This window comes from Marinomonas polaris DSM 16579, from assembly GCF_900129155.1.
Lineage (GTDB): Bacteria > Pseudomonadota > Gammaproteobacteria > Pseudomonadales > Marinomonadaceae > Marinomonas > Marinomonas polaris.
Genome location: NZ_FQVF01000010.1, coordinates 114,580 through 139,632, shown reverse-complemented (window position 1 = coordinate 139,632; position 25,053 = coordinate 114,580). Strand labels below are relative to the sequence as shown.

At 41.6% G+C, this 25,053-nt stretch carries 20 protein-coding genes; 9 read left to right on the top strand and 11 right to left on the bottom strand.

Annotated elements, in window-relative coordinates; translation table 11 throughout:
• The first annotated feature begins 21 nt into the window (after positions 1 to 21).
• The 3 genes from BUA59_RS12335 (at position 22) to BUA59_RS12325 (ending at position 4,155) form a co-directional block, all read left to right on the top strand.
• On the top strand, positions 22 to 1,008 hold the full coding sequence (locus BUA59_RS12335; RefSeq protein WP_072840002.1) for an AraC family transcriptional regulator: 987 nt from the start codon (positions 22 to 24) through the stop codon (positions 1,006 to 1,008).
• Between the two features lie 145 nt (positions 1,009 to 1,153).
• Positions 1,154 to 2,218 (top strand): FAD:protein FMN transferase, encoded by a 1,065-nt coding sequence (locus BUA59_RS12330; protein ID WP_072840001.1) that lies wholly within the window; start codon positions 1,154 to 1,156, stop codon positions 2,216 to 2,218.
• Positions 2,219 to 2,595: 377 nt separating this feature from the next.
• Positions 2,596 to 4,155 carry an ATP-binding cassette domain-containing protein gene (locus BUA59_RS12325; protein WP_072840000.1) on the top strand — a complete coding sequence of 520 codons (1,560 nt, stop codon included), beginning with the start codon at positions 2,596 to 2,598 and terminating at the stop codon, positions 4,153 to 4,155.
• Positions 4,156 to 4,212: 57 nt separating this feature from the next.
• Here the strand turns inward: BUA59_RS12325 and BUA59_RS12320 are convergent, their stop codons facing one another.
• The 11 genes from BUA59_RS12320 to BUA59_RS12270 all read right to left on the bottom strand — a co-directional run bounded on the left by BUA59_RS12320 (position 4,213) and on the right by BUA59_RS12270 (position 17,448).
• Positions 4,213 to 5,832 (bottom strand): methyl-accepting chemotaxis protein, encoded by a 1,620-nt coding sequence (locus tag BUA59_RS12320; RefSeq protein ID WP_072839999.1) that lies wholly within the window; start codon positions 5,830 to 5,832, stop codon positions 4,213 to 4,215.
• 690 nt (positions 5,833 to 6,522) lie between these two features.
• Positions 6,523 to 6,843 (bottom strand): hypothetical protein, encoded by a 321-nt coding sequence (locus BUA59_RS12315; protein WP_072839998.1) that lies wholly within the window; start codon positions 6,841 to 6,843, stop codon positions 6,523 to 6,525.
• A 61-nt stretch (positions 6,844 to 6,904) separates the two neighbouring features.
• Positions 6,905 to 7,594, bottom strand: a complete 690-nt coding sequence (locus tag BUA59_RS12310; RefSeq protein ID WP_072839997.1) for a helix-turn-helix transcriptional regulator — start codon at positions 7,592 to 7,594, stop codon at positions 6,905 to 6,907.
• A gap of 145 nt (positions 7,595 to 7,739) precedes the next feature.
• The gene (locus tag BUA59_RS12305) at positions 7,740 to 8,087 is read right to left on the bottom strand and encodes a DUF3024 domain-containing protein (protein ID WP_072840052.1); all 348 of its coding nucleotides are present in this window, start codon (positions 8,085 to 8,087) and stop codon (positions 7,740 to 7,742) included.
• Between the two features lie 293 nt (positions 8,088 to 8,380).
• Positions 8,381 to 8,749, bottom strand: coding sequence for a pentapeptide repeat-containing protein (locus BUA59_RS12300; RefSeq protein ID WP_072839996.1), 369 nt, complete (start codon positions 8,747 to 8,749; stop codon positions 8,381 to 8,383).
• A 250-nt stretch (positions 8,750 to 8,999) separates the two neighbouring features.
• Entirely contained in the window at positions 9,000 to 10,175 is a 1,176-nt protein-coding gene (gene uxuA / locus BUA59_RS12295) for a mannonate dehydratase (RefSeq protein WP_072839995.1), read from the bottom strand.
• Position 10,176: 1 nt separating this feature from the next.
• Positions 10,177 to 11,700 carry a mannitol dehydrogenase family protein gene (locus BUA59_RS12290; RefSeq protein ID WP_072839994.1) on the bottom strand — a complete coding sequence of 508 codons (1,524 nt, stop codon included), beginning with the start codon at positions 11,698 to 11,700 and terminating at the stop codon, positions 10,177 to 10,179.
• Positions 11,701 to 11,732: 32 nt separating this feature from the next.
• The gene (gene uxaC / locus BUA59_RS12285; protein ID WP_072839993.1) at positions 11,733 to 13,139 is read right to left on the bottom strand and encodes a glucuronate isomerase; all 1,407 of its coding nucleotides are present in this window, start codon (positions 13,137 to 13,139) and stop codon (positions 11,733 to 11,735) included.
• Positions 13,140 to 13,153: 14 nt separating this feature from the next.
• Positions 13,154 to 15,553: a glycoside hydrolase family 31 protein gene (locus tag BUA59_RS12280; protein WP_072839992.1), complete on the bottom strand. Its 2,400-nt coding sequence runs from the start codon at positions 15,551 to 15,553 to the stop codon at positions 13,154 to 13,156.
• Between the two features lie 44 nt (positions 15,554 to 15,597).
• Positions 15,598 to 16,896, bottom strand: coding sequence for a TRAP transporter large permease (locus BUA59_RS12275; protein ID WP_072839991.1), 1,299 nt, complete (start codon positions 16,894 to 16,896; stop codon positions 15,598 to 15,600).
• Between the two features lie 81 nt (positions 16,897 to 16,977).
• A complete protein-coding gene (locus tag BUA59_RS12270; protein ID WP_072839990.1) occupies positions 16,978 to 17,448 on the bottom strand; it encodes a TRAP transporter small permease in 471 nt (156 codons plus the stop codon).
• A 216-nt stretch (positions 17,449 to 17,664) separates the two neighbouring features.
• On the opposite strand from BUA59_RS12270, the gene BUA59_RS12265 reads away from it, so the two are divergent.
• The 6 genes from BUA59_RS12265 to BUA59_RS12240 all read left to right on the top strand — a co-directional run bounded on the left by BUA59_RS12265 (position 17,665) and on the right by BUA59_RS12240 (position 24,970).
• Entirely contained in the window at positions 17,665 to 18,657 is a 993-nt protein-coding gene (locus BUA59_RS12265) for a TRAP transporter substrate-binding protein (protein WP_072839989.1), read from the top strand.
• A 135-nt stretch (positions 18,658 to 18,792) separates the two neighbouring features.
• Positions 18,793 to 19,569, top strand: coding sequence for an FCD domain-containing protein (locus BUA59_RS12260; protein ID WP_072839988.1), 777 nt, complete (start codon positions 18,793 to 18,795; stop codon positions 19,567 to 19,569).
• 198 nt (positions 19,570 to 19,767) lie between these two features.
• Positions 19,768 to 21,258: a sensor histidine kinase gene (locus tag BUA59_RS12255; RefSeq protein WP_072839987.1), complete on the top strand. Its 1,491-nt coding sequence runs from the start codon at positions 19,768 to 19,770 to the stop codon at positions 21,256 to 21,258.
• Positions 21,251 to 21,676 (top strand): response regulator, encoded by a 426-nt coding sequence (locus tag BUA59_RS12250; protein ID WP_072839986.1) that lies wholly within the window; start codon positions 21,251 to 21,253, stop codon positions 21,674 to 21,676. The genes BUA59_RS12255 and BUA59_RS12250 overlap by 8 nt, the downstream gene beginning before the upstream one ends.
• Before the next feature lie 22 nt (positions 21,677 to 21,698).
• The gene (locus tag BUA59_RS12245; RefSeq protein ID WP_072839985.1) at positions 21,699 to 23,417 is read left to right on the top strand and encodes a GGDEF domain-containing response regulator; all 1,719 of its coding nucleotides are present in this window, start codon (positions 21,699 to 21,701) and stop codon (positions 23,415 to 23,417) included.
• Between the two features lie 269 nt (positions 23,418 to 23,686).
• A complete protein-coding gene (locus tag BUA59_RS12240; protein WP_084122397.1) occupies positions 23,687 to 24,970 on the top strand; it encodes a 2-hydroxycarboxylate transporter family protein in 1,284 nt (427 codons plus the stop codon).
• The last annotated feature ends 83 nt before the right edge of the window (positions 24,971 to 25,053 follow it).

Sequence of the window (25,053 nt, the reverse complement as noted above, 5' to 3'; positions counted from 1 at the left end):
TACCATATCGTCCGGAGAACTATGCAACCGTCCTCGACAAACAACATAACCAATGAAGCCCGACACGATATGATGAACGAACTTTTGTCTGGCGTACGCCTTAAGGGCCTTGAATACAGACGAGTCGAAATTTCCGCTCCGTTTGGCCTGCAATTTGGGGAGGAATCAGATAAAAGATTGGCTTACTTTCATTTCATTGGACAGGGTTCAGCATTTTTACGAACTCGAAGCGGAGCTGTACACCAGCTTGCATGCGGTGATGCAGTATTAATGCCTTGTGCAGGAACCCATGATCTTTATAGCGAAGATGGTGTGCCGCTAGTCAGTATTAATGCCTTTGAAAAAGTGCAATTATGTGATGCCACGTCGGAAATAAGCGTTTGCAACACTGAAATATGCCGATCAAAGAACAATTTTATTTTCAGTTGCGCCATGGAATTCGATTTGGGCTGGCTTCATCCGTTAGCTCATTTGAAGCCAGAAGTAATGCACATTGAAACGGTACCCGATTATGATCCGCAAATTCCTGCCATCCTCGATGTGATGACCAAGGAACTGAAAGCTAAACGACCAGGATATAGCGTAATTTTGACGCGACTTGCCGATGTAGTGGCTGCTGCCATTTTACGTCGCTGGGTAGAGATTGGATGCAATGTATGCGGCTGGGTTGAAGCAATGCGCGACCCGAAACTCGCACAGGTTTTATCTGCTCTGCATCATGAACCTGGACGACAATGGTCGGTGGCAGATATGGCGTCAGAAATGGGGGTATCACGATCTGTCTTTGCTGAACGCTTTACCGAATTAACCCATTCCACACCACAGCAATATCTAGGCAACCTACGCATGCGCCTAGCAAGTCAGTGGATCAGCCAAGATAACCTGTCACTTGACGAAATTGCCGATCGACTTGGCTATGGCTCTGCGGCTTCATTTAGTCGAGCCTTCAAACGAATGACAGGAATATCGCCCGGTGCAGTAAGAAGTGGCCTTCTTCCAGAACTTTAAGAGTCAAAGATAAGTATCCGGTTGCAGTGAAGCAAGAAATTTAGCAAAAATGCACATTAGTGTGGATGCTAGGCAGTTTGATAGAGTTGATCATAAACGGCTGATAAACTTGTCACGTTTTATTTTTTAACAAGGCTTATATTGTATGGCTACATCCACAAAATCTCGCTTTAATCCCACCGCTATTGCGGGTTTTAGCGCCCTACTGATGACGACTTTTTTAGTGGGTTGCAGTGAACCACCAAAACTTGAAACTGTTGAAGGTTATGCCCAAGGCACGACGTATCAAATAAGCTTCTGGTCTGAAGACGCGGTTCCAGTCACAGAGGTACAAGCGGCGTTTAACGATACGCTTGCCCAAATAGACAAAGAGCTTTCTACTTATAGTCCTGATTCTTTCATTTCCGAATTCAACCGTAGCCCATCTATAGCTTGGCAACCGGTCTCTCAAGACTTTGTTGAGCTTGTCCAAATTGCCCAAGATATACATACAAAATCGGAAGGTTGTTACGATCCAACTATTGGGCCTTTGTTCGATTTATGGGGTTTCAAAACCGACAAACTTCATGTGCCTACACCAGAAGAACTTGTTGCACTTACATCAGAGCTCGGCATTGATAAAATTGAAGTAGATGAAGAAAATTTACGCGTTCGTAAAACTCGCCCTTTTTTACAGCTTGATTTCTCCTCTATGGGCGAAGGCTACACTATTGGCAAGTTAAGCCATGTATTAGAATCCAAAGGCTACCAAAACTACATGGTGCAATTTGGTGGTGACATGAAGATTAAAGGACACAAGCCTAACGGCGATAAATGGCGAGTGGCCATTCAGAGCCCTATTCCTTCTGCCGAAGGTGGCCCAAAAGTCTATCAAGTTATTACTATCAAAAATGAAGATGGCGTTACGCTAGATACATCAGGTACTTATAACCGTCACTTTGATGATAACGGTGTTGAATATTCTCACATCATCAACCCAAGCACAGGCAAACCCATTACTCATAATCTTATATCGGCTTCTGTGTTTGGCACCGATCCAAGAGTCAGCGATGCATGGGCAACAACCATGTTGTGCCTAGGCCCTGTAGAAGGCGCAAAAATTGCCAAGAATGAAAACCTAGACGTATTCTTCATCGAAAGAAAGAACGACAAATTAATCAACTCCAGCAGCGACGCTTTGCTTAAAACAAACCGGGTGAAATTTGACTAATAAGTTACTTGGCTAAAATAAAAGACCGAGTAGCGCCTGCTACTCGTTTTTTTATGAAATACTTGTCTCTCTGTACAGCTGAAATAAATAATTTACAGATAAAAATGAAACTGTCTAGGGAATAACTTTGTTTACATGTCGCTTTAAGTATGCGTCCTTATTATCAAAATATAAATTCTTGCCATTTATGCATAAACAACGAACCTATAATAATAGGTACCACCAACTTGTTTTTCTTATCTTAGCGCTCTAGTATTATTTTATCCTATCACTTGCAGAGGAGCATATCGCGCCGTGAACAACTAAGCCTTTTTTTCATAGATATTTTATATGTTGAATTAAGGTGAGGAAGTCGTCGACTTCCCAGTGAGCGTGTTATGCTGGTTGTTTCTGATCTATCTTATATATTGCCTAATGGCGATACTCTATTTTCCCATTTATCTTTTAGCTGCCCTGGCGGCACCACTGCGATTATCGGCCGTAATGGTGTGGGCAAATCTACACTATTAGAATGCATTGCCCAGCAGCAACGTGATACGACTATCACAGGTACCTGCTGCCTATTTCGCCAATCAATTAATGATAATTACTCTGATATCCCGCGAGTAATCGATGCTTTGCATTTAGGCGAATATTACGATGCGCTTAGACGCGTAGAACATGGTAAGCCTCTAGATACAGATATCGATTTACTCGAACAACACTGGGATGTGGTCGAGCAAGCCCAAGAAAGCCTCATGAAGGCGAATCTAGCACTTGAATTAGACCAACCCATACTTTCACTCAGTGGCGGTCAACGTACAAAAGTGCAGCTGATTGGGCTGTTACAACAACAGCCTGATGTATTACTACTCGATGAGCCAAGCAACCATCTGGATAAACAAAGTACCCAGTGGTTGATTCAACAATTGAAAGAAACGCCTAGCACTGTCCTACTAGTCAGTCATGATGCCATGTTACTAAACAGCCTTGATAGATTCTTAGTACTCAATGAGACTGGCATCCATCCTTATCATATGGACTTTAACAGCCTTCGCGCACAACTTAAAAAACAGCATCATGACTCAATAAAAGCCATAGGCCAAGCCAAAGCTAAACTCAAAAAAGAACAACGTGAGCAGCAAATTCGTGAACAAAAATCTCAACAACGCCTGCGCCAAGGTGAAGCAGAGCGCACCTCTGGCAGCCAATCAAAATTGCTTTTAGATCGTAGAAAGAACAAAGCCCAAGAGCAACGTGGCGCACAAGCTAGAATGGCAGAACAACGTAGTCTTATCTTGAAAAAGGAGCTCCAACAACAGCAATGCCAGCAAATAAAAACATCGACACTCAATTTGCACCTATCTAGCCAAAATAAAGGCCAACGTCGGGTACTTGATCTCATTGATGCGGTACTTCCCTTTGGAGATAAAACCCCATTAAGCATCTTCTTAGATCGTGGAGAACGCTTACGCATTGATGGCCCAAACGGTAGTGGCAAATCTACTTTAATACAATGTATTCAAGGTCTGAAAACTTTGGAGTCTGGCGAGCTCAATCGTCATGTCGACACCCTGTATCTTGATCAGCATTTAAGCCTACTGGATCAATTCACCTCACCTTTTGCACTCTTAAAAAGTCAAGCTACGCATCTTGATGACAGTACGATCCGAACTTTTCTTGGCAGTATAGGATTACGCAGCGATCATGTTTTCTTACCTTGTTCAGCTCTAAGCGGTGGCGAGCGTATGAAAGTTGCATTACTACTCATCAGCCAGCTACCTAGCGAAGGGATACTGATACTCGATGAAACAGACAATCACCTAGATATTGATAGCCAAGACCAACTCGCAGCAACCCTAGACAATTATCAAGGTGCACTGATCTTCGTAACACATCAGGATAAATGGATAAGAGCGGATAAAATCGTAGCACTCAAAAATAAAAAGACCGAGTAGCGCCTGCTACTCGGTCTTTTATCAGCTTGTTTGAATCGCTATTTAATAGCTAAAACTTTATAGCTTAAAGCGATTCGTTAATCCACTGAGGTTTTCTGCAAGTCGGGCAAGATCTAAACTCGCCGCACTGGATTGATTTGCTCCGGCAACCGCTTCATTCGCAATATCACGAATAGCTAACAAGTTTTTATCTACTTCTCGTGCAACAAGGGCTTGTTCTTCGGCAGAACTTGCAATGGCAATGTTTTGATCATTGATGCGAGAAACAGACTCTGCGATAGATTTAAGCGCTTCCCCAGACAAATTAGCAATCTCCAATGTGGCATTGGCTTTTTCATGGCTGCGCTGCATTGAACTTACAGTAAGATCCGTTCCGCTTTGCACAGATTGAATCATTACTTCAATATCTTTTGTCGACTCTTGAGTACGATGTGCTAATGCACGTACTTCATCTGCCACAACAGCAAAACCTCGACCTGTTTCGCCAGCACGAGCCGCTTCAATCGCTGCGTTTAGTGCCAATAAGTTCGTTTGGTCTGCGATACCACGAATTACATCTAGCACCGAACCAATGCTGCTAACTTGCCCTGCTAGATCATTAACGCCTTGAGTTGTAGTCTTCAACTCGGTCAATAAAGACTGAATGGTTTTTATGGTTTGTTGAACTTGATCACGACCTAATTCAGCACGCTCATCTGCAGTATCAGAATCTTTTGATGTGGCAACGGCATTGCGCGCTACATCTTCAACAGCTGATGTCATTTCGGTAACAGCAGAAACAGCCAACTCTAATTGCTCATTCTGATGATGCATATCTTGAGTAGATTTTTCTGTGACAACACTTAGCTCTTCTGATGTTGAAGCTAATTGAGTCGCGGCATCTTGAATTTCATTTACTGTGGTAGAAAGCTGCTCAACCGTTTTATTAAAATGACCCGCTAATATACCTAACTCATTACGTGAAACATTTTCTAAACGAAAACTTAAATCACCACTCGATAAACGAGTCATAGCATTTTGAATATAGGCAACTTGCTGAGTCAATGTGCGCGTAATATAAAATGCAATAATAAGAGCGGCAGCAATAATAATTACGGCGACGATACTAAGCATAGAGGTGGACTCTTGATAAACAACATCACCATTATCACTCGCCAATTTAGCACCATCTCTACTCATCGTAGAGAGTTTATCTAAATATTCTGAGTACTCATTATATTTCTTAGATGATTCAGTAAGAAAAAGAGTACGTGCAGCATCATCTTCATCTTGCCTTGAAAGGGTAAAAACTTTATTTTCAATACTTAAATAGTCTTTATAGCTCGATTCAAATTGCTTTAATAACTTTCCTTCTTCAACACTAGATACTAATATTTTATAGTCTCTGATCGTCTGTTCAATACTATTTTTTTGGTCTTCTATGACCTTTTCCAGCTTCACTTTTTCATCAACTGTATCATAAAGAATATGGACAGCTTCAAGATTTCGTAATTCTGCGGTTTGAGTATCAATGCTTCCAATCAGTTTAACCGATGGAAGCCAGTCTTCTGAAATAATAGTAGATTGGTCATTGATGTTACTCATACGAGTAAAAGAAAATACAAGAACGACAATCAGGCCAAAAATAATCAACCCATAACTAGAAAAAAGCAACACACTTAATTTAACATTTTTCATAAAATATTTATTACATCTCCATTATAAAATAATTTTCCATAATTACCTTCAAACCTACATCTAAAGTTAAAGCTAAAAGAAATAGTCACAGAAAAAATGCACCAAAATAGAACATCACAAATTTTACACATAAAATTATTTTATACATAAAATCGATGCATAATAGCGCCTACTTATTTTGTATTCAATAAATTAATCTATTTAAACGCTCACCCTCCAAAAAACCGATAAAAAAGGAAGAAACAAGCACAAGATTTAAATGTTAAAAATGAAAGGGGGATATCTAATTTATATACAGACATTCCATTTGGTTATCATAATTTATAATATACTTTCAAGCTCGATTCTAAACCACGAACATCTTCTAGACCTTTTACTCGGGCTAATTTCAAGTAGCCAGATTTGACATTTTTGTAGGTCGTTGAAAATTTAACAATCATGCTCTGGTCGGATTTAAATAAGATTTTCTTGATTTTAAGAAAAGGAAAAAGCTATTAGAAGCAACATGCTCTGCAACATAAACTAAGTCATTATCAATGCAGATACCCTAGAACCAGTACAAAGAATAATGCCGTTTATGAAGTCACTATTCTATTTTGGATTTACCACAAAATTTACTTACATATAATAGCAAGCCCACAGAAGACAAAAGCAAAGCCGTTGATTTCCTATGGGCCCTTGGCTAGGTTTTTAATTAATTTTCGACCAGAACGTCATATTTACAGATTCTTTATCAAGAAGTTCTAAGTATTCTAGCGCCACCTTGTTTCTCAGCCACTGCTGGCAATACTCCTCAGCTTTTTCCTGCGAACTAGCAATCGCCACATCGGCATAGACACCATCCGTTCCACGAACCAGAAAATGAAGAATGAGTTCCTCTTGCTGACTAAGAAATTCGGCTTCTACTTGATGTGATAGTTCTACTAATCTGGTTTCTGTTACGCCTTCTTTAAGCCTAAAGGTCGCAAACTCCATACCGCCAATATTATCAATGTTGTTATTCTTTATCATGTCAGTGCCTCAGTTATGGGTTAAGCTCCAACTCTAAGGCTTCACTACTGACAGCATTGTGTCAGTCAACTTTCGTATTTTTAAATTCAATGTATGCTGACAAAGAAACATCTTCTGGCAAAGCACTCTCATCTTCACAACGATTTAATCTGGTTATGCGGTCCAATCTAAAGTCTCTGTAGTCACCACGCAGCTTGCACCAACCACCTAATGTCCATCGGCCGCCCCAATAGAATAGCCCTAGAGGAAATACAGCTCTCGATGTCACGATTTCTGAAAGTGAGTTGTAACCAATATTCAGCCAACATCCTGTTTCTATAGCTGAATGTATTTCCTCCCATACCTGATATGTTGTGGATTCACGATGCCTTACCGGCATCCTAATCACTCGATCTTCGCTGGAAATCATCTTTGACTTTTTAGGCAATGCTGCCTCAATCTTTGACAATAAAGAGTGTGCCGAAGCAGCAAATTTCTTTCCAGTCAAAGACGCCGTAAAGCTCACGCCGGCAATCAACGCCTCCAGCTCAATCGGCGTCAACTGTAAGGGTGGTAACTCGAACCCCTCTAGCAACCGATACCCGACACCAGGCTCGCCATAAACGGGTATTCCAGATAAAGACAAATCATCAACATAACGATAAATAGTTCTTTCTGACACCATCAGCTTTTGGGCCAACTGCTTAGCTGTAATGGGTTGGTGCTTACGCAGAATATTGGTTAACTGAAAAAGCCTGTCTGATTTTCGCACTTCCGCCCCCTTTTCCAACTGACATAATGTCTATCCACAGGGACTAGTCTGTTTCAATTTCCGTGAATAAACGTAAAGCCCGTGCCGTAATTAGCATGATAGTCGGCGATATTACTGAACTCTTCTGATAAATGAATAGAAAAAATTACCCAAAGAAGCAAGAGTGTTCATCCTCACTTACAATTTGCAGAAAATCTTCTATCCTACTCACTTCGGGGTTTGAATCGTATCTATGCCATTTCAGATCTTGTTGCATCCAAAATACCTTCCAATAACCTTTAGTCTTTACAAACGTAGCTTTCGCAACAGGCGTTTCAATTTTTGAGTCTACCGCCTTCCAATGAGGGCGAATTTCAAATAACTCTACGCTTTGGCCGGATATACGATATCCTATATCGACTTGATGTCTAAGATGGGCAGGAGGTCGATTCTTAGCTAAATACTTCTCTAACTCAGATTCTGTACGTTTTATCTCAAATTCACTTATTGCCATAGTGTTCTTAGTATCCTGTTTTGCAGATTTTTTAAACCATTGATCTTTGGTGACTTTGTACAAACAATCGTTTTAAGAGGATGGCCAACCAAAATAATCCTCTAGTTTTTGCACTATATCCCAAAACTAGAGACATTTTAATCCTCGATACATTCTCGGTATTAATTAGCGGATATTTGCTGAATCAGTTGCCAAGATAACGTTACGCTTTTGCGAATTGCAAGCGCCTCTCCTCTTCTCTCTATGCTCCAAAGTAGCCCTAATCGTTTCCAGAGCAGCCAATCAGCGACTTATTAGCTATTTTTCTCGTAAGCTTCAAATAAATCACTAACAAGCACACCATTAATTTTCATACCAAGTAAATTTGCATTACTTATCTCGGTATTTTCAAGGTTTAAGTTTGTGAAAGAGGTATTTGACATATTAACATTATTAAATTTTGAACAACTCAAATTGATATTTTCGTAAGTACTATGAGAAAGATTAACATCATCAAACGCACATGCCTCTAAATTTGAATCAGAAAATTTAGCATTCTTTAACTCCACCCAAAATTTCGAATCGGATAGGTTTACACAATCAAATTGAGTACCACTCATATCAGATTTTGAAAATATAAACCCTTTATACTCTGAGTTTGGAAATGGATTATTGTCCGACATAAATACCTCCTAATATGCAAAAATATTTTTTGCATTCTATTTTACAGATTTATAATCCATGAATAGTAAGAATCTTTTTAATAAAATGCTTTAGTCATAAACTGTTATCTCGATAATAATGTGTTTTTTATTTTTTACAAAAAAAATGATCAAAATATTGGCCGAAAAAAATGCCCTCTGTTCCGCATTGGCACAGAAGGCATTTTTGCATTCAAGCTAGATAACTCTTTAGATTTAGTAATTCACTAGGTTAAAGCGTGCTTTTCAAACCCAGCTCTAAACCACGAACTTCTGCCAAACCTTTCATTCGACCAAGTTTTGAGTAACCCGGTTTTGAGTTCTTTTCTAGGTCATTAAGGATTTGATGGCCGTGGTCTGGTCGCATGGGTATTAGGCTCGGAGCATTGTTGTCGTTACGCTTTTTCTCTTCTACAAGAAGCGCACGAACCACACCAACCATGTCTACGTCGCCACCAAGGTGAGACGCTTCATGGAAGCTACCCGCTACTTCTTCGCGCTTGGTTGATCTTAAGTGAGTGAAAAAAATGTTCGAGCCGAAGCGTTGCACCATATCAACCAAGTCGTTATCTGCACGAACACCGTAAGAACCAGTACAAAGAGTAATACCGTTTACAGGGCTTGGCACAGCACCAAGCAACCATTCGATGTCATCTTTAACAGAGACAACACGCGGCAAGCCAAGAATCGGACGTGGTGGATCATCTGGGTGAATCGCCAAGCGCAAGCCACCTTGCTCTGCCGCTGGTACAATTTCTTCTAAGAAAAGTTTAAGGTGCTCGCGAAGTCTGTCTTTGTCGATGCCAGCGTATTCATCTAATTTTTCGCGGAATTGTTCTATGGTGTAGCTTTCTTCGGACCCTGGGAGACCGGCGATGATGTTGGCGACTAAGCGGTCTTTATCTTCTGTCTTTAGGTTCTCTAAGAAGATTTTCGCTTGCGCTTTTTCTTCGTCACTGTATTCAGATTCTGCGCCTTTACGCTCTAGAATGTATAACTCAAACGCAGCAAAAGCCGTTTGGTCAAAACGTAAAGCACGAGAGCCATCAGGTAATTCATAATCCAAATCTGTGCGAGTCCAATCCAATACCGGCATGAAGTTGTAGCACACAGTATCAATGCCACATTCCGCCAAGTTAAGCAGAGTTTGCTTATAGTTTTGAATGTACTCTTGGTAATTGCCCGTACGCTTTTTAATATCTTCGTGTACTGGTACGCTTTCTACCACAGACCAACGCAGTGTATGCGCTTCTATCATGGTTTTACGGGCTTTAATTGCTTCTACTGGCCACACTTCGCCATTAGGAATTTCATGTAAAGCTGTTACTACACCCGTTGCACCTGTTTGACGAATATCCGTCAAAGTCGTTTCATCATTTGGTCCAAACCAACGCCAAGTATGTTCCATTTTATCCTCCGAGATTCGCTGTGTTGTTATTTAATAGTCTGTTGTTGAATGACAGACACTCCACAACACCGCTTGAAATAATTGTTTGATAAGCATTCAGCACAGCGTGAGAAAAAATCTCGTTCTGGCTGAGTTTTGTAGAGAAAATATCGTTCAGTTTTAAGGCTTCATGGACCAAGCTTCCCGAATCTAAATAGCTAAGATCAGCACAACGACTATGAAGCTCTTTTAATGTCTGCGCCATTGGGTCATCGACCTTGTGTTGATTTCCTTCTAGGTCTTCACCGCGCACATAAAATAGCCAAGCAGCCACACCAAGAGCTGTTGCGGCAAGATCTGCTTTATCAGCACTCTTGTTAGCACCTTTATTCGCTAACAGTTCTTCTGCACCACTTAGCCAACGCTGAGGAATTTTTTGTGATCCATCCATCGCAATTTGAGATAACTGATGCTGTAAACTGTCGTTGGCAAAACGGCTAACTAAACTTTCGATGTAAGTTTGAACCTGTACTTCTTGCGGTAAATCCAGCGTTGGAGCTGCTTCAACGCTCATATAGTGACGAATCAAGCTGGCAAACTTTTCATCCGCAACCGCTTGAGCCACAGTTTTGTATTTGGCTGCCAACCCAACATAAGCGAGCAATGAGTGGCTGCCGTTTAACAAGCGCAGTTTCATGGTTTCAAACGGGTGAACGTCCTTTACCATTTGCACGCCGTCATGCTCCCAATCTGGTCGACCTTGCGGGAAGTTATCTTCTACAACCCATTGGCTAAAGGCTTCACACATCACAGCATTTTGATCGTGACAATTAAGCTCCTTTTGCAACCGCTCGCGGGAAGCATCCGACATTGCTGGCACTATTCTGTCCACCATGGAGCTTGGGAAAGCCACGTTGTCTTCAATCCATTGAGCAAATTCGGCTGAACGATGAGATGCCAACTCACATACCGCTCGACGCGTTAAACTGCCGTTATTCGGCATGTTGTCACAAGACAAAATAGTAAACGGCGGTAGATTCAATTCTTTTCTACGATACAAGGCTTCAACCAAGATACCCGGCGCAGTTTTTGGCGTCGTTGGGTTCTGGATATCATGCTGAATACTTGGATCACCTTGGCGCAATGTCTTATCAGCCGGTGCTAGGTAGTAGCCTTTTTCAGTAACGGTTAAAGTGACAATTTTGGTCTTTGGTGACACAAGCTTTTCAAATAAAGGCTCTTTGTCTGCCCCAGCAAACAAGGCATCGCGAATCGCGTTGATTTCACGCAATTCCACATTTTGGCTGTCTTGGTATTCCGCAATATGATAGCGACAGCCATTGGCTTTAAGTTCGTCAACCAGTTGGCTATTCGAGCGAATATTCACGGCACAAATGCCCCAATTGCCACCTTGATTTCGGTTGAGGCTTTTTTCTATATAAACGGCTTGATGCGCACGATGAAAAGCGCCCAATCCAATATGAACAATGCCAACATCCACCTTTTCTGGTGCATATAAGGTATTTGTTGTTTTTATGCTAATCATGATGATTCCTTATGTTTTTAGAGACCAGTACCTTAAAAACCAAAGTACTTCTTGGCATTTTCCGAACAAATCCCTTTTACCATCTCGCCCAATAACGCCATGTCTGCTGGCGCTTCGCCTCGTTCAACCCAACCACCAATCATCTCGCACAACAAACGGCGGAAATATTCATGACGGGTGTAAGATAAGAAGCTACGTGAATCCGTTAACATGCCGACAAATTGGCTTAACAAGCCCATTTGCGCCACGCTGGTTAGTTGGCGCTGCATGCCATCTAATTGATCGTTGAACCACCAGCCTGAACCGAATTGCACCTTGCCAGCCACGCCACCACCTTGGAAGTTACCCGCCATGGTTGCCAACATTTCGTTATGCATTGGGTTTAAGCAATAAAGGATAGTTTTCGGTAGCTCGTCACTTTGATCCAAGGCATTCAAGAAACCCGACAAAGGTTCCGCAAAGGCACGATCATCCATGGAGTCAAAACCAGAATCACCACCAATCAGTTTGAACATTCTGGAAGAGTTATTACGACGCGCGCCAATGTGAAGCTGCATCACCCAACCTTTTTTGGCGTATTGCTTACCTAGCCATACTTGAACCGCACTGGAAAATTGCGCGATTTCAAGCTCAGTTAAAGGCTGCTCATTAATACGCTTCGATAAAATAGCGTCCAATTCCGTTTCGCTTGGTTCACTAGCAAAACGCATGATTTCAATGCCATGGTCGGCACTGCGACAGCCATGAGCATCGAACACTTCAAGACGTTGGGCCAAGGCATCAATCAAATCACTAAAGCGCTCAATGTTTTTATCTGCCGCTTTACCGAGTTTATTTAAGTAATCGTTGAAGCCAACATGATCGACTTTAAAAGCACGATCAGGGCGCCAACTTGGCGTAACAGCAATATCAAAACTGCTATCATTGGCAATAAACTTATGATGTTCGAGGCTATCGGCAGGATCGTCTGTGGTGCCGACCATTTTCACATTCATTTGCTGCATGATGCCGCGTGCGGAAAACTCAGGTTGCTGCAACATTTCATTGCATTGATCCCAAATGGCATCGGCCGTTTTAGGTGAAAACAACACATCCGTAATACCAAAAGGACGACGCAATTCTAAGTGTGTCCAATGGTAAATTGGGTTACCAATACACTGAGGCACGGTATTCGACCATGCTTGGTATTTTTCTTTGAAGCTCGCATCGCCAGTGATCAAACGCTCTTCAATACCCGCGGCACGCATAGCGCGCCACTTATAATGATCTCCTTCCAGCCAGATTTCACCAAGGTCGGTAAAGCGACGATTTTCGGCGATTTCTTGAGGGCTTAAATGGCAATGGTAGTCATATATTGGCTGATCAGATGCGTATTCATGGTACAAGCGCTTCGCCGTTTCCGTTGTTAGTAAAAAATCTTCTGTCATAAAGTTTTTCATGTCATTTCCTCGGCTCATATAAGGCTACTAAGAGCGACAGCTTGAGAACGCTCTATTTGCTTACCATTGACATAGAAAGGACGTTGCTCATTTTCTGGCAAGACAAAGCTCATCTCTTTGTAAGCTGGTTGCCATTCACCTTCTCGTGAAATATTGAGATCAATTCGTTCAAGATCAGATTTCAACGTTATGTTCAGCAACAGATACTTGCCATCTAAATAGCCAGTTGAAAGCCCATCGTCATCAAACACGGATAAGTCACGCTGCCCTGCTCCTTTAAATGGGAAAACAAGCAACTGACGTTGGGTGTCTTTTTCTGCATCCACGTGAGCAATGCGATTACTGGTAGTAATCACACTGCCAGCACGTGCAAGCAAAGGAATCTCTTCTAGAGCGGCTGGCAAGGAAATGTCTTGTCCGCCGGCATACCAAGTCTTACGGTGGAAGTCATACCAACCATCACCATTGTCAGGTAAATACACAGAGCGAGTTCGTTGACCTTGCTCCACCACAGACGCCACCAATAGGTCTTTACCTAGCAAAAAGTCATCGCTTTCTTCGTAGGTACGAGCATCGGCCTCGTGGTCCAAAAAGGTCGGACGCAACATAGGTTCATGATGTTTATGCGCTTGCCAAAGTAGATCGTATAAGTAAGGCATCAAACGGTATCGCAACGTCATGGCTTCACGAATGATCGGCGTTACTTCTGGGTACATCCAAGGCTCGTTAACCGTTTTATCATCGTTCCAAGAGTGGATAGTAAAGCGAGGATGCATGACACCGTTTTGAACCCAACGCACGAACAATTCTGGATCTGGACGATCGCCCGAGAAGCCACCTACGTCGTGACCAAGGTTGTACAAACCGGAAAGACTCATGCCAACACCCATGCGTGTGTTGTAACGCAAAGTTTGCCAGCTTGTACGGTTATCGCCACTCCATGTTTGCACATAACGCTGCATACCAGGGCAACCAGAACGAGAGATCAAATATGGTCGCAAGTTAGGTGCGAATTCGGTTTGGGCTTCATAAGAAGCACGCATCATTAACAATGGTTGCAATGGACGAATTAGCTTAATCGGCGTCTGCTTACCAAAGCCAAAACAGCGAGCATTACTGTCCCAGACTTCGTATTCGTTGTTGTCATTCCAAGTGGAATCAATGCCCTTTTCAAGCAATTGTTCAGTGACATTCTTTTTCCACCATTGGATAGTATTCGGATTAGTGAAATCCAAATGTGAGCCAGAATCATCCCAAAACTGAGAAGATTCAGGCGCATCAAACTCAGAGTCTTGAATAAATAAATTCTGCGACGCCACTTCTTCGAATCGTGGGTGATCTTGCAACAAACAAGGCTTGATGTTAGCCGCTAATTTAAGGCCAGCCTGATGAAAGTCTGCGCTCAATTTAAGTGGATTTGGCACCTTACTGGTGTTCCAGTTAAAGACATAACGCTTATTACCAATCGAGGTATAACCAGAAGAAAGCTGGAAAGAATCACAAGGCATGCTGTGATTTTCGCAGTGCTTAATAAAGTCACCAAGCTGCTCTTGAGCATTCTCAGCATCCGTATAAAGCATGGTAGAACCGCTGTAGCCAAGGCTCCATTTCGGTCCAAAGATAGTTCGGCCCGTTAGATTCACGTAGGTTTTAGTCACATCAACGACTTTTTCACCGTACATGAAGTAAAAATCTAGATCCCCTTCATCAGCATGATAGCTACGGTAGTAACCATGATAGTTGTCTAGCTCGTTACCCAAATCAAACCAACTGGTTGACAAGTTATCGTAGAAAACCCCGAAACTCGCTTGCTCAGTTTTGGTTATGTAAAAAGGAATATGCTTGTACAGTGGATCGGTATTTTTAGCATCGTAACCCATGGCATCGATATTACGCATTTGGTAGCGAGAGCCATGACGGTTTAGGTCACCGGTTTTCTCTCCCAATCCGTAATACTTTTCAGACAAATCACGCGCCATATAATGGTGAATGTCGTTACTTTGAACACCCAACATATAAGCGCCACTGTGACGATCTGCAGCAAGGTAATGCCATTCACCAGCAGCGTCGGCGTATTCCCATGTCAGCTTCAATGGTTTCGATAAAGTGACTCGTAGCGATGATGTGGAGATGCTTAGCTGGCCATCTTGTTCTGCGACGGTAAAATCTGGGCAAGTAAACCCTTCAGTACTCATCCGGTCGCGGCCCTCCCAACCCATTTCACTGCCATTAAGACTGTCATTAGGGGAAATACACCAGCTATTTTCGAGTTGTAACTTACCGTTCTTTTTTAGCAATACACGAATCACGTTGGATTCTAAAACGAAAAAATGCAAAACATGACGGCCATCACATTCAATGTTGACACGGTTGTCTTCAGCGCCAAGAAGCTTCCAATTTTTGATCGGCTTCATAAATATCTATCTCCAAATATCGTTAAAATCTGCAAGCTTCTAAACTAGTATCCAAGTAAAAGCGAAGGTAAAAACAGGCTAATTTCTGGAATGAAAGTTACCGCCAATAACGCCAATACCAACAAACCAAAAATAGGCAATAATGGCTTAATCACTTGGTCGATTTTCACACCGCTCACAGAACAGCCGACAAACAACGCGCTGCCTACAGGAGGAGTACAAATACCAATACATAAATTGAACGTAATGATGATGCCGAAGTGAACAGGATCGATACCAAGCTCTAACGCAATAGGTAGAAAAATAGGCGTGAAGATTAACAATGCAGGCGTCATATCCATGAAGATACCGACAACAAGCAGAATTAAGTTAATAATCAACAAGATGATAATTGGGTTATCAGACAAGGCGAGTAACGCATCACTCACAGCATAAGGAATATCTGCATTTGCCATTGCCCATGCCATCGACATAGACGCACCAATCAACAACATAATCATGGAAGCGGTCATGATGGAGCCAAGAATAATACTCGGCATATCCTTAAGACCCACTTCGCGATAAATAAGCGCCAGCAACAAGGAGTACACAACGGCAATGGCCGATGCTTCTGTCGCAGTAAATACGCCACCAATAATACCGCCCATGATGACAACAATAAGCCCCAAGCTAGGTAAGGCTCTAAAGGTAACTTTACACGCCTCTCCTAGAGAAATCCTGTCAGATACTGGGTAGTTTTTCTTCTTAGCGACCACAGCAACAGCCAACATGACACAGGCGCCCATCAATAGACCAGGCAAATAGCCACCTAGAAACAAAGCGCTAACAGAAGTGCCACCAGAAATAAGAGAATAGACAATCAGAGCATTACTGGGTGGGATCAACAAACCAGCAGGACTAGAAGTAATGTTTACTGCAGTTGAAAAAACAGGGTCGTAGCCGCTCTTTTTCTGCAACGGCGCCATAGTGCCACCAACCGCCGCGGCAGCAGCAACTGCAGAACCAGAGATTGACCCAAAAAGCATGTTTGCAATGACGTTGACGTGCCCTAAAGAGCCCGGTAAACGCCCAGCAAGCAGCTTGGAAAATTCAATAAGTCGTAGGGCTAAACCGCCTCGATTCATGATATTTCCCGCCAATATGAAAAACGGAATAGCTAACAACGTAAAACTATCCATTCCTGAGGCAAGCTTTTGTGAAACGACAGAAAGTGAAGCATCAAAAGGCAGCGATACCATGATGGATAACAACGAGGAAATCGCGATGGAAAAGGAAATCGGTACACCAAGTACCAACATTGTGAAAAAACTACCGAATAGAACGAGTGCAACTAACCATTCCACGTTTTTTATCCTTATTATTAGAATTTTTAAATCACTAAATAAGGTAACGAATAGACGCTACCGTCTAGCATGTAGAGAATTTTAATCTTGCGTTGGAGCCAAAAGATCGCGTAATAAATAGAGAATCATACAGGCTCCGCTTATCGGAATTGCGGCATAAACCCAGCCCATTTCTAGACCTAAAACTGGAGAAAGCTGCCCATTACTCAATGTTTTCATTACTAATGAACCGCCACCAAACACCATTATGACAATGGCAAAAAATAGGCCTATTAGAGTAATTACCATTTGCAGAATGGCTTTTTTTCGCCCTTCTAATGCCAATAACATAAAGTCCATCGCCAGATGTTTTTTCTTACCTAAAGTAAATGCAGCGCCTAACAAACCAACCCAAATGAATAGGAATCTAGCTAATTCATCTGTTGAAGTGCTGGGTGCACCTAAAACATAACGAGAGAAAACTTGCCAAACCACGCACGCCACAAGAGTCACCATCAAAGTGACGCAAAATGTAGATAATATGCGGTCAACCACATAAATAAATTTCGTCATTTACCACCTCCAGAAGGGATAAAAAGCCCACAATAGCTTTCACCAATCGACGACATATTGAACCAAACATTAATTTTGGTCAACTAACTTAATTAGATTGGTTGACCAAAATTAATATGCGTGCAATTATGCAAACTCATAACGAAACACCTTGCACTCTTTGCTTATCCGAAAACGTGAAAATAATATAAAAATACAAAAACGGAGATTTCGAAAATGTTAAATATTAAAAAAACTAAGCTGCATGTTGCCTCTGCACTACTCTTAGGTAGCTTGATGGGCGCTTCATCAATGAGTTTCGCTGAAACGCTAAAGCTGAGTCATAATGGCGACACAAAGTCTCCAGTTCACAAAGCACTCAAATTCTTTGCGGATGAAGTACAAGAAAAAACTGATGGGGATTTAAAAGTACGCGTCTATCCAAATGGCCAACTAGGCACTCAACGCGAGTCTTTAGAATTGTTGCAAAGCGGCGCGCTAGATATGGCTAAGTCAAATGCCAGTGAGCTTGAATCATTTGATCCTGCTTATGGCGCTTTCAATATCCCTTATATCTTTAGAGATCGCGAACATTTCTATCGCGCACTAGCGAGTGAAGATGTTGGGCAGAAAATTTTAAGTTCTTCTGCAGAATATGGCTTTATTGGTGTCGCTTATTTTGATGCTGGCTCGCGTAATTTTTACACATCTAAGCCTGTACACTCTCCTGCAGATTTGAAAGGCATGAAAATACGTGTTCAACCAAGCCCAAGCGCGATCAAAATGATGGAGCTGATGGGTGCTTCTCCTACGCCACTACCATTTGGTGAATTGTATACTGCTCTACAACAGCGCGTTGTTGATGGTGCAGAAAACAACATTGGCGCAGTAACGACTTATCGTCATGGTGAAGTGGCTAAATATTATACTCGTGATGGCCATGCGATGATTCCTGATGTGCTAGTAATCAGCACTAAAACCTGGGAAAAACTATCAGATAAAAACAAAGCTGCCATATTAGCTGCTGGTAAAGATGCTACCGCTTATATGAAAAAGATTTGGGGTGAATACACAGAAGAAGAGTTGAAAAAAGCAACTAAAATGGGCGTAGAGATCATTGATGTTGATAAAGACCCTTTCATCAAAGCAGTTGCTCCAATGTTTCAGGAAGCAGAGCAAAACCCTGTTATTGCTCCTTATGTTAAGGCAATAAAAGCACTCGACAAATAAGTTAAATCAAGCGACTCTTATCTTAGTGCTACTGCTGTAGCGGTAAATAAGAGTCGCTCATTATTTGAATGTTTCTTTTTTTAACACATCTATATCTAATCTTTTCATTGAATTGGCTAAATAAAGTAGAAAGCTATGATAAATACTCTTGTAAAACCAAAGCGCCTATACCAAGAGGTGGGACTTAAGTTATACGAGGAACTTAGGCAAGGCCAATATAAGGTAGGAGACCGTTTACCTCCCGAACGCGATATTGCCGAGCAATTAGGCGTGAGCAGAACCTTGCTTCGTGAAGCATTAATCATGCTTGAGCTAATGGAGATTGTCGAAGTCCGCAAAGGCAGTGGCATTTATCTTCTAAAGCAGCCTACTAACATTAAATCATCTGACAAGTTTGAAGAATCTCTAGACAACGATGATGTTGGCCCTTTTGAAATGATGCAAGCAAGGCAGTTGCTGGAAAGTCACGTAGCGGAATTTGCAGCCACCCAAGCAACAAAAAAAGACATCATCAAAATGCGTGATGCTTTGGAGCTCGAAAAACAAAACATTGATACGGCTGATCAAAATCATGCTGCCGACAAACTGTTTCATTTGGCTATTGCCGAAGCAACGCAAAACAGCGTATTGGTCGATCTCGTTGAAAACTTATGGGAACGGCGTGAAAATAGTCCTATGTGGAAACAACTGCATTCACACATTACAGATCAAGCTTATAGAAAAAAATGGTTAGTTGACCATGAAAATATACTTCTTGCGATACAACAAAAGAAGCCTGATATTGCACGCATGGCAATGTGGAGGCATTTAGAAAACGTTAAAGATACACTAATGTTATTATCTGAACATCAAGATCCAAATTTTGATGGGTACCTATTTAGCACCAATCCTGTACAGCTACCCTGCAGCTAATATTCAATATTGTTATTTCAATTATCCCTTATTATCTGAAATTAAGGTTTAATAAGGGAACCCCACCTTTTCTTACCAAACAATTCGCATCATCACATTGTAATAGATACTTTTGTTAACAAATCTAATTATTTGGTCAATTGCTGCTTTACCATTCCTAGACTAACATATTAAATATATTTATATCTGGATTAAAGAATGAGTAACAGCACAACAGAAAACATAAATCCTGTAAGTGACAATACGTTGCAAGGTAATGTTTTTTTGCAACAGTTAGTTACTTGCTTACCCATGGGCGCGATGGTGGTCAGTACTGATGCTAGAATTTTGTTCGTCAATGACACACTCTCCGAAATACTAGGTTATTCATCAGAAGACCTATTAGGGGAAGATATTGATTTTTTACTCCCTATCGAATTTCAGGCTAACCACAAAAAGCTCATGATGCAATTCTTTAGTCAACCCCGTAAACGTCAAATGGGAGTCGGACAAGCCCTTTATGCACGGAAAAAAAATGGTGAACATATTCCAATAGAAATTGGCTTAAATCCGATACAGCAAGAGGGAAAAACCTTTGTCTTGGCGACATTAATTGACCTAACAACAAGACAACGCGCAAGCAATATGCTCAAGAGATCAATACAGGATGCACCTCACGGTGTTTTAGTAGTTGATTCCAATGGGATTATTCACCTAACAAATAGTGCTCTTTGTGAGTCTTTTGGCTATACCTCAGAAGAATTGATAGGCCAGTCGATGGACATACTCCTCCCCCAGCGCTATCGCAAACATCATGATCATTTGCGTCATTCTTTTCATCAAAGCCCAACACCCAGAATGATGGGAGTGGGTCGAGACCTTACCGCACTACATAAAGATGGCCGTGAGTTCCCAGTAGAAATTGGACTCAGTCCCTTTGAAGATGAGGAAGGAAATGACATGGTACTTGTTTCCTTATTAGATATTACGCCAAGAAAACGCATGGAACTGGAACTTCGTGAAACCAACACAAATTTGGAAGAATTTACTTACGTCGCCTCTCATGACTTACGCTCTCCTCTTCGTGGCATCGCGGATTTACTTGAATGGGTTAAAGAAGATCTTGGGCCTGAAGCGCTACCTGATGTGACTAGAAACCTCAGCAGAATTGAGGTTCGCATCCAACGCATGGAGCAATTGATTGACAATTTATTAACCTACGCCAGAGCAGGAAAAGTAGACGCTAGCACACAAGAGATTCACGTAAGCACTCTTCTAGACAATATATCTGAACTAATAGTAATACCTGAAGGAATCACTATATCGAGGGATATTCAACTAGAAAACTTTACCTCCGTATGGACTCCTCTTGAAACTGTTATGCGCAATCTCATCAGTAACGCTATTAAGCATCATGACAAAGAAATAGGAACGATTGATATTACTTGTAAAGCTGAGAATAACTTTTGTCATTTTACTATTTGCGATGATGGACCTGGTATTCCGGAAGCGGCTTTCACACGTATTTTCCGTTTATTCCAAACAGTCACATCCAGTGAACGCAGTGGTACTGGCATTGGCCTTTCAGTAAGCCGTCGCTTGGTAGAAACCTATGGCGGACGCATCAGCGTTGAAGCAAATAAACATCAACGAGGCGTTACTTTTCACGTTTGGTGGCCTCGATTTTTAAGGAAAGACACTCATGATTAAAGAGCTAAGCGTACTCATCGTTGAAGATGACGATGTGGCAGCTGAATCCATCACTCGCGGCCTAAGAAAAGTAGCACCGGATATAAATTTGGTTTTTGCTGAACATGGCAACATAGCAATTGAAATACTCGAAAACAAGCACCCAACAAGAATTTTAAAACCTCCTTTTTTAGTTCTACTAGACTTAAATATGCCCGTAATGAACGGTTTCGAATTTTTAGAGTACGTTCGTGACAACCCAAGTCTAAAGGATACGGTTATTTTCATTCTCACCACATCAAATGATGACAACGACCGTTCTCGAGCCTATGAAAATAACGTGGCAGGATACATGGTGAAATCAGCCGTTGGGCCACAATTTGCGAAACTATCGAACTTACTGGTTGCCTACAGAAATGCTGTCGAGCTGAATAGCTAAATAGCTGAACGGAGAAATAATCATGGAAGTGTTAAAAGCTAATGACGATCACACCCTAAAATTACTTATCGTTGATGACGATGATGTAGACCGTGAACGCATACGCAGGATGCTATCTAAATCCGATATAGAAACCAGCATTTCAGAAGCCTCTTCTGTAGAAGACTCTATGGATTTTCTAAGTAATAACGATTACGACTGTGTCATCGTTGACTATCGCTTGGGGCTAAATTCTGGACTCACCCTACTCAATAACATACGCACAATAATGGAAAGCCACTGTGCTGTAATTATGGTAACGGGGCTAGGTGACGAAGAAGTTGCTGCGGAGGCTATGCGACTCGGCGCCAGTGATTATTTACTCAAAAATCAACTACAAAGCACCCAACTGATACGAGCCATAACAAGCTCCATCCACCGAGCTGAGTTAGAAAAAAAGCTCCATGACATGGCTCATTACGATAATTTAACAGGGTTAGCAAGTCGCCCTTTACTGCTTGAAAACTTGCAGCAAATTGTAATCAATGAAGACGCTGCCGCGGTCGCATTTCTTGATTTAGATAACTTCAAACCAGTGAATGACAACTATGGTCATGATATAGGTGACTATGTATTAGTTACAATTGCTAATAGACTTAAGCAAGTAGCCCGAAAGAATGACATACTTGCTCGAATAGGTGGTGATGAGTTTGTCCTTCTATTACGTGATGTATCAAGCGAAAAAGAATGTTCAGGTTTCCTCAATAGACTCATTGAATTAATCAACACCCCAATTGAACTAGCTAAATTCGACTGTCAGGTTCAAGTATCCGCCAGCATTGGCGTTGCCTTAGTAAGTAATGACGGATTGGATGCTGATACTATTTTGCGTAGGGCCGATCAAACCATGTATCAAGCAAAAAACATGGGGCGCAATAACATTATTTTTTTTGATCCAGAGGAAGAAAGCCGTCAATATGCTCGACGCGCTATGTTACAAGCTGCCGAGCGAGGCATTGTACGCCATGAGTTTGAACTCCATTACCAACCTCAGATAGACATGGTGAACCATAAAATAATTGGGGTTGAAGCGTTGATTCGTTGGAACCATCCTACGATGGGATTTCTTTACCCTGTAGATTTCACTGAAGTACTGGAACACCCAAGCACAGGGGTTTTAATTGGCGAATGGGTGTTACAAGAAGCACTACGTCAACACAATATTTGGCAAAAAAATGATTTAGTCATTAGCGTCAACATTGCACCAGCTCATCTGCTGAGCAAAGATTTTGTGCAGCGACTAGACCAACTACTCAAAAGCATACCTAACTTCAACCCTAACTTACTGGAAATTGAAATACTAGAGACCGTTTCAATCTCTGATATTCTCAATGCTGTTGAGGTCGTAAAAGCGTGTTGTAAATTAGGAATTCATGTTGCGCTAGACGACTTTGGTACAGGGTATTCATCTCTTAATTATTTGAAACAGCTACCACTAAACACCTTAAAAATTGACAGAAGTTTTATTCAAAATATTTTATCCGATCCTGAAGATCGCGCTATCGTCGCGTGCATTGTCGCGCTAAGTAAAGCCTTCAACTACAAGCTCATTGCTGAAGGCGTTGAATCACTGGAACACGAACAAGCACTTATTGATATAGGCTGCCTGTGCGGGCAAGGATACTTTATTGCCAAACCAATGGCCGCTGGTAACATGACCATTTGGATTCAATACTATAGCCAAAAACATAGCGTCCATTAAATTAGACATAAAGTCCCTACCTAAACACACATTTCTTAGATATTTTACGCCGTTTTTCCTCCACGAATAACGGCGTTTTAATTATTTATCATCAACCCGATCATGACAAAACAAACAGCTAATTGTGCAAAATGACACCAACATCATCATTACAAAAGTTTCAAAACTAGTTTTTAGTTTCATTAAAGGAAAAGTAACTTCCGCTTATAACGAAGGTTGGTAGACTGCGGCGAATAATCAAAACAAGCAAAAAAAAAAGAGAGTTTATAATGATCACTAATGATGTCATGACGCCGCAAGACCAACGTACCAGTAAAATCATATTAGCTATTGCCGCCATCACTATTTTATTAGCCACCTTTGCAGGCATGATGCCAGGCGGAATGATAGGTGCTTTAGGTATTATGGTTATTGTTGGTTTTATCCTTAATTACGTTGGGGACAGAACACCGATTATTAACCAATTTTTCGGTGGTGGTGCCATCGTGGTTATTTTTGGTTCTGCCTACCTATTTCATAGCGGCCTTTTCCCATCCAGCGCAGAAAATAATATAACTACCTTCATGAAGAGCGGTGGCTTTTTATCTTTTTATGTTGCTAGTTTGGTTACCGGTTCTATATTCGGTATGGATACTCAAACGCTTAAAAAAGCAGCGTTAAAATACATCCCAGTTATCCTTGGTTCTGCTTTTTTTGCCTGCATATTTACTGGTCTAGTTGGTATGCTGGTTAGTAAAGACTTCTACGATTCAGTAATGCTGATTGCTCTGCCTATTATGGGTGGCGGTATGGGCGCAGGTGCTGTGCCTCTTGTTGAAATCATGTCAGGTAAAACAGGCATGAGCTCTGAAGCTTTGATGTCTCAAATGGTTCCAGCGCTAGCTATTGGTAATGCTATTGCCATTGTTATGGCCGGTTTGCTACACAAACTTGGTCAAGTAGCACCAAGTCTTACTGGCAACGGACAGCTAATTCGCGGTCAAAAATCTATCGCGGAAGAAGATCAAAAAACCTCACCGCTGAACATCACAACACTAGGTGTTGGCGCTTTACTTGCGGTAAGCATGTATTTCCTTGGTACCTTGCTATCCAATTACATCAGCATGCACACCTATGCACTAATGATCCTATCTATCGCGATCATCAAAGTGTCTGGCATCATGCCAAAAGCATTAGAGCAAGCTGCGTTCTCTTGGTATAAATTTGTTGTTGGTAACTTAACACCTGCATTGTTAGTCGGTATTGGTGTTGCTTATACAGATCTAAACCAAATTCTTGACGCCTTGTCTCCTATGTACTTCTTGCTTGTGTTAATCACAGTGCTTGGTGCCGTGTTTGGCGCTGGTTTGATTGGCTGGTTAATGGGCTTCTACCCTATCGAAGCAGCTATCACTGGTGGTCTTTGCATGGCAAACATGGGTGGTACGGGCGACGTAGCGGTTCTTGCGGCAAGCAAACGCATGGAGCTAATGCCTTTTGCGCAAATCTCTTCTCGAATTGGCGGCGCTTTCATGCTAATTCTTGCGACCCTAGTGGTTCAAGCGATCGCTTAACCCAAAAGACGGGTTATATTACGGTCAATTATCAAACAAAAGGGAAAAGTCCATTATGGCTTTTCCCTTTTGTTTAGCACTTC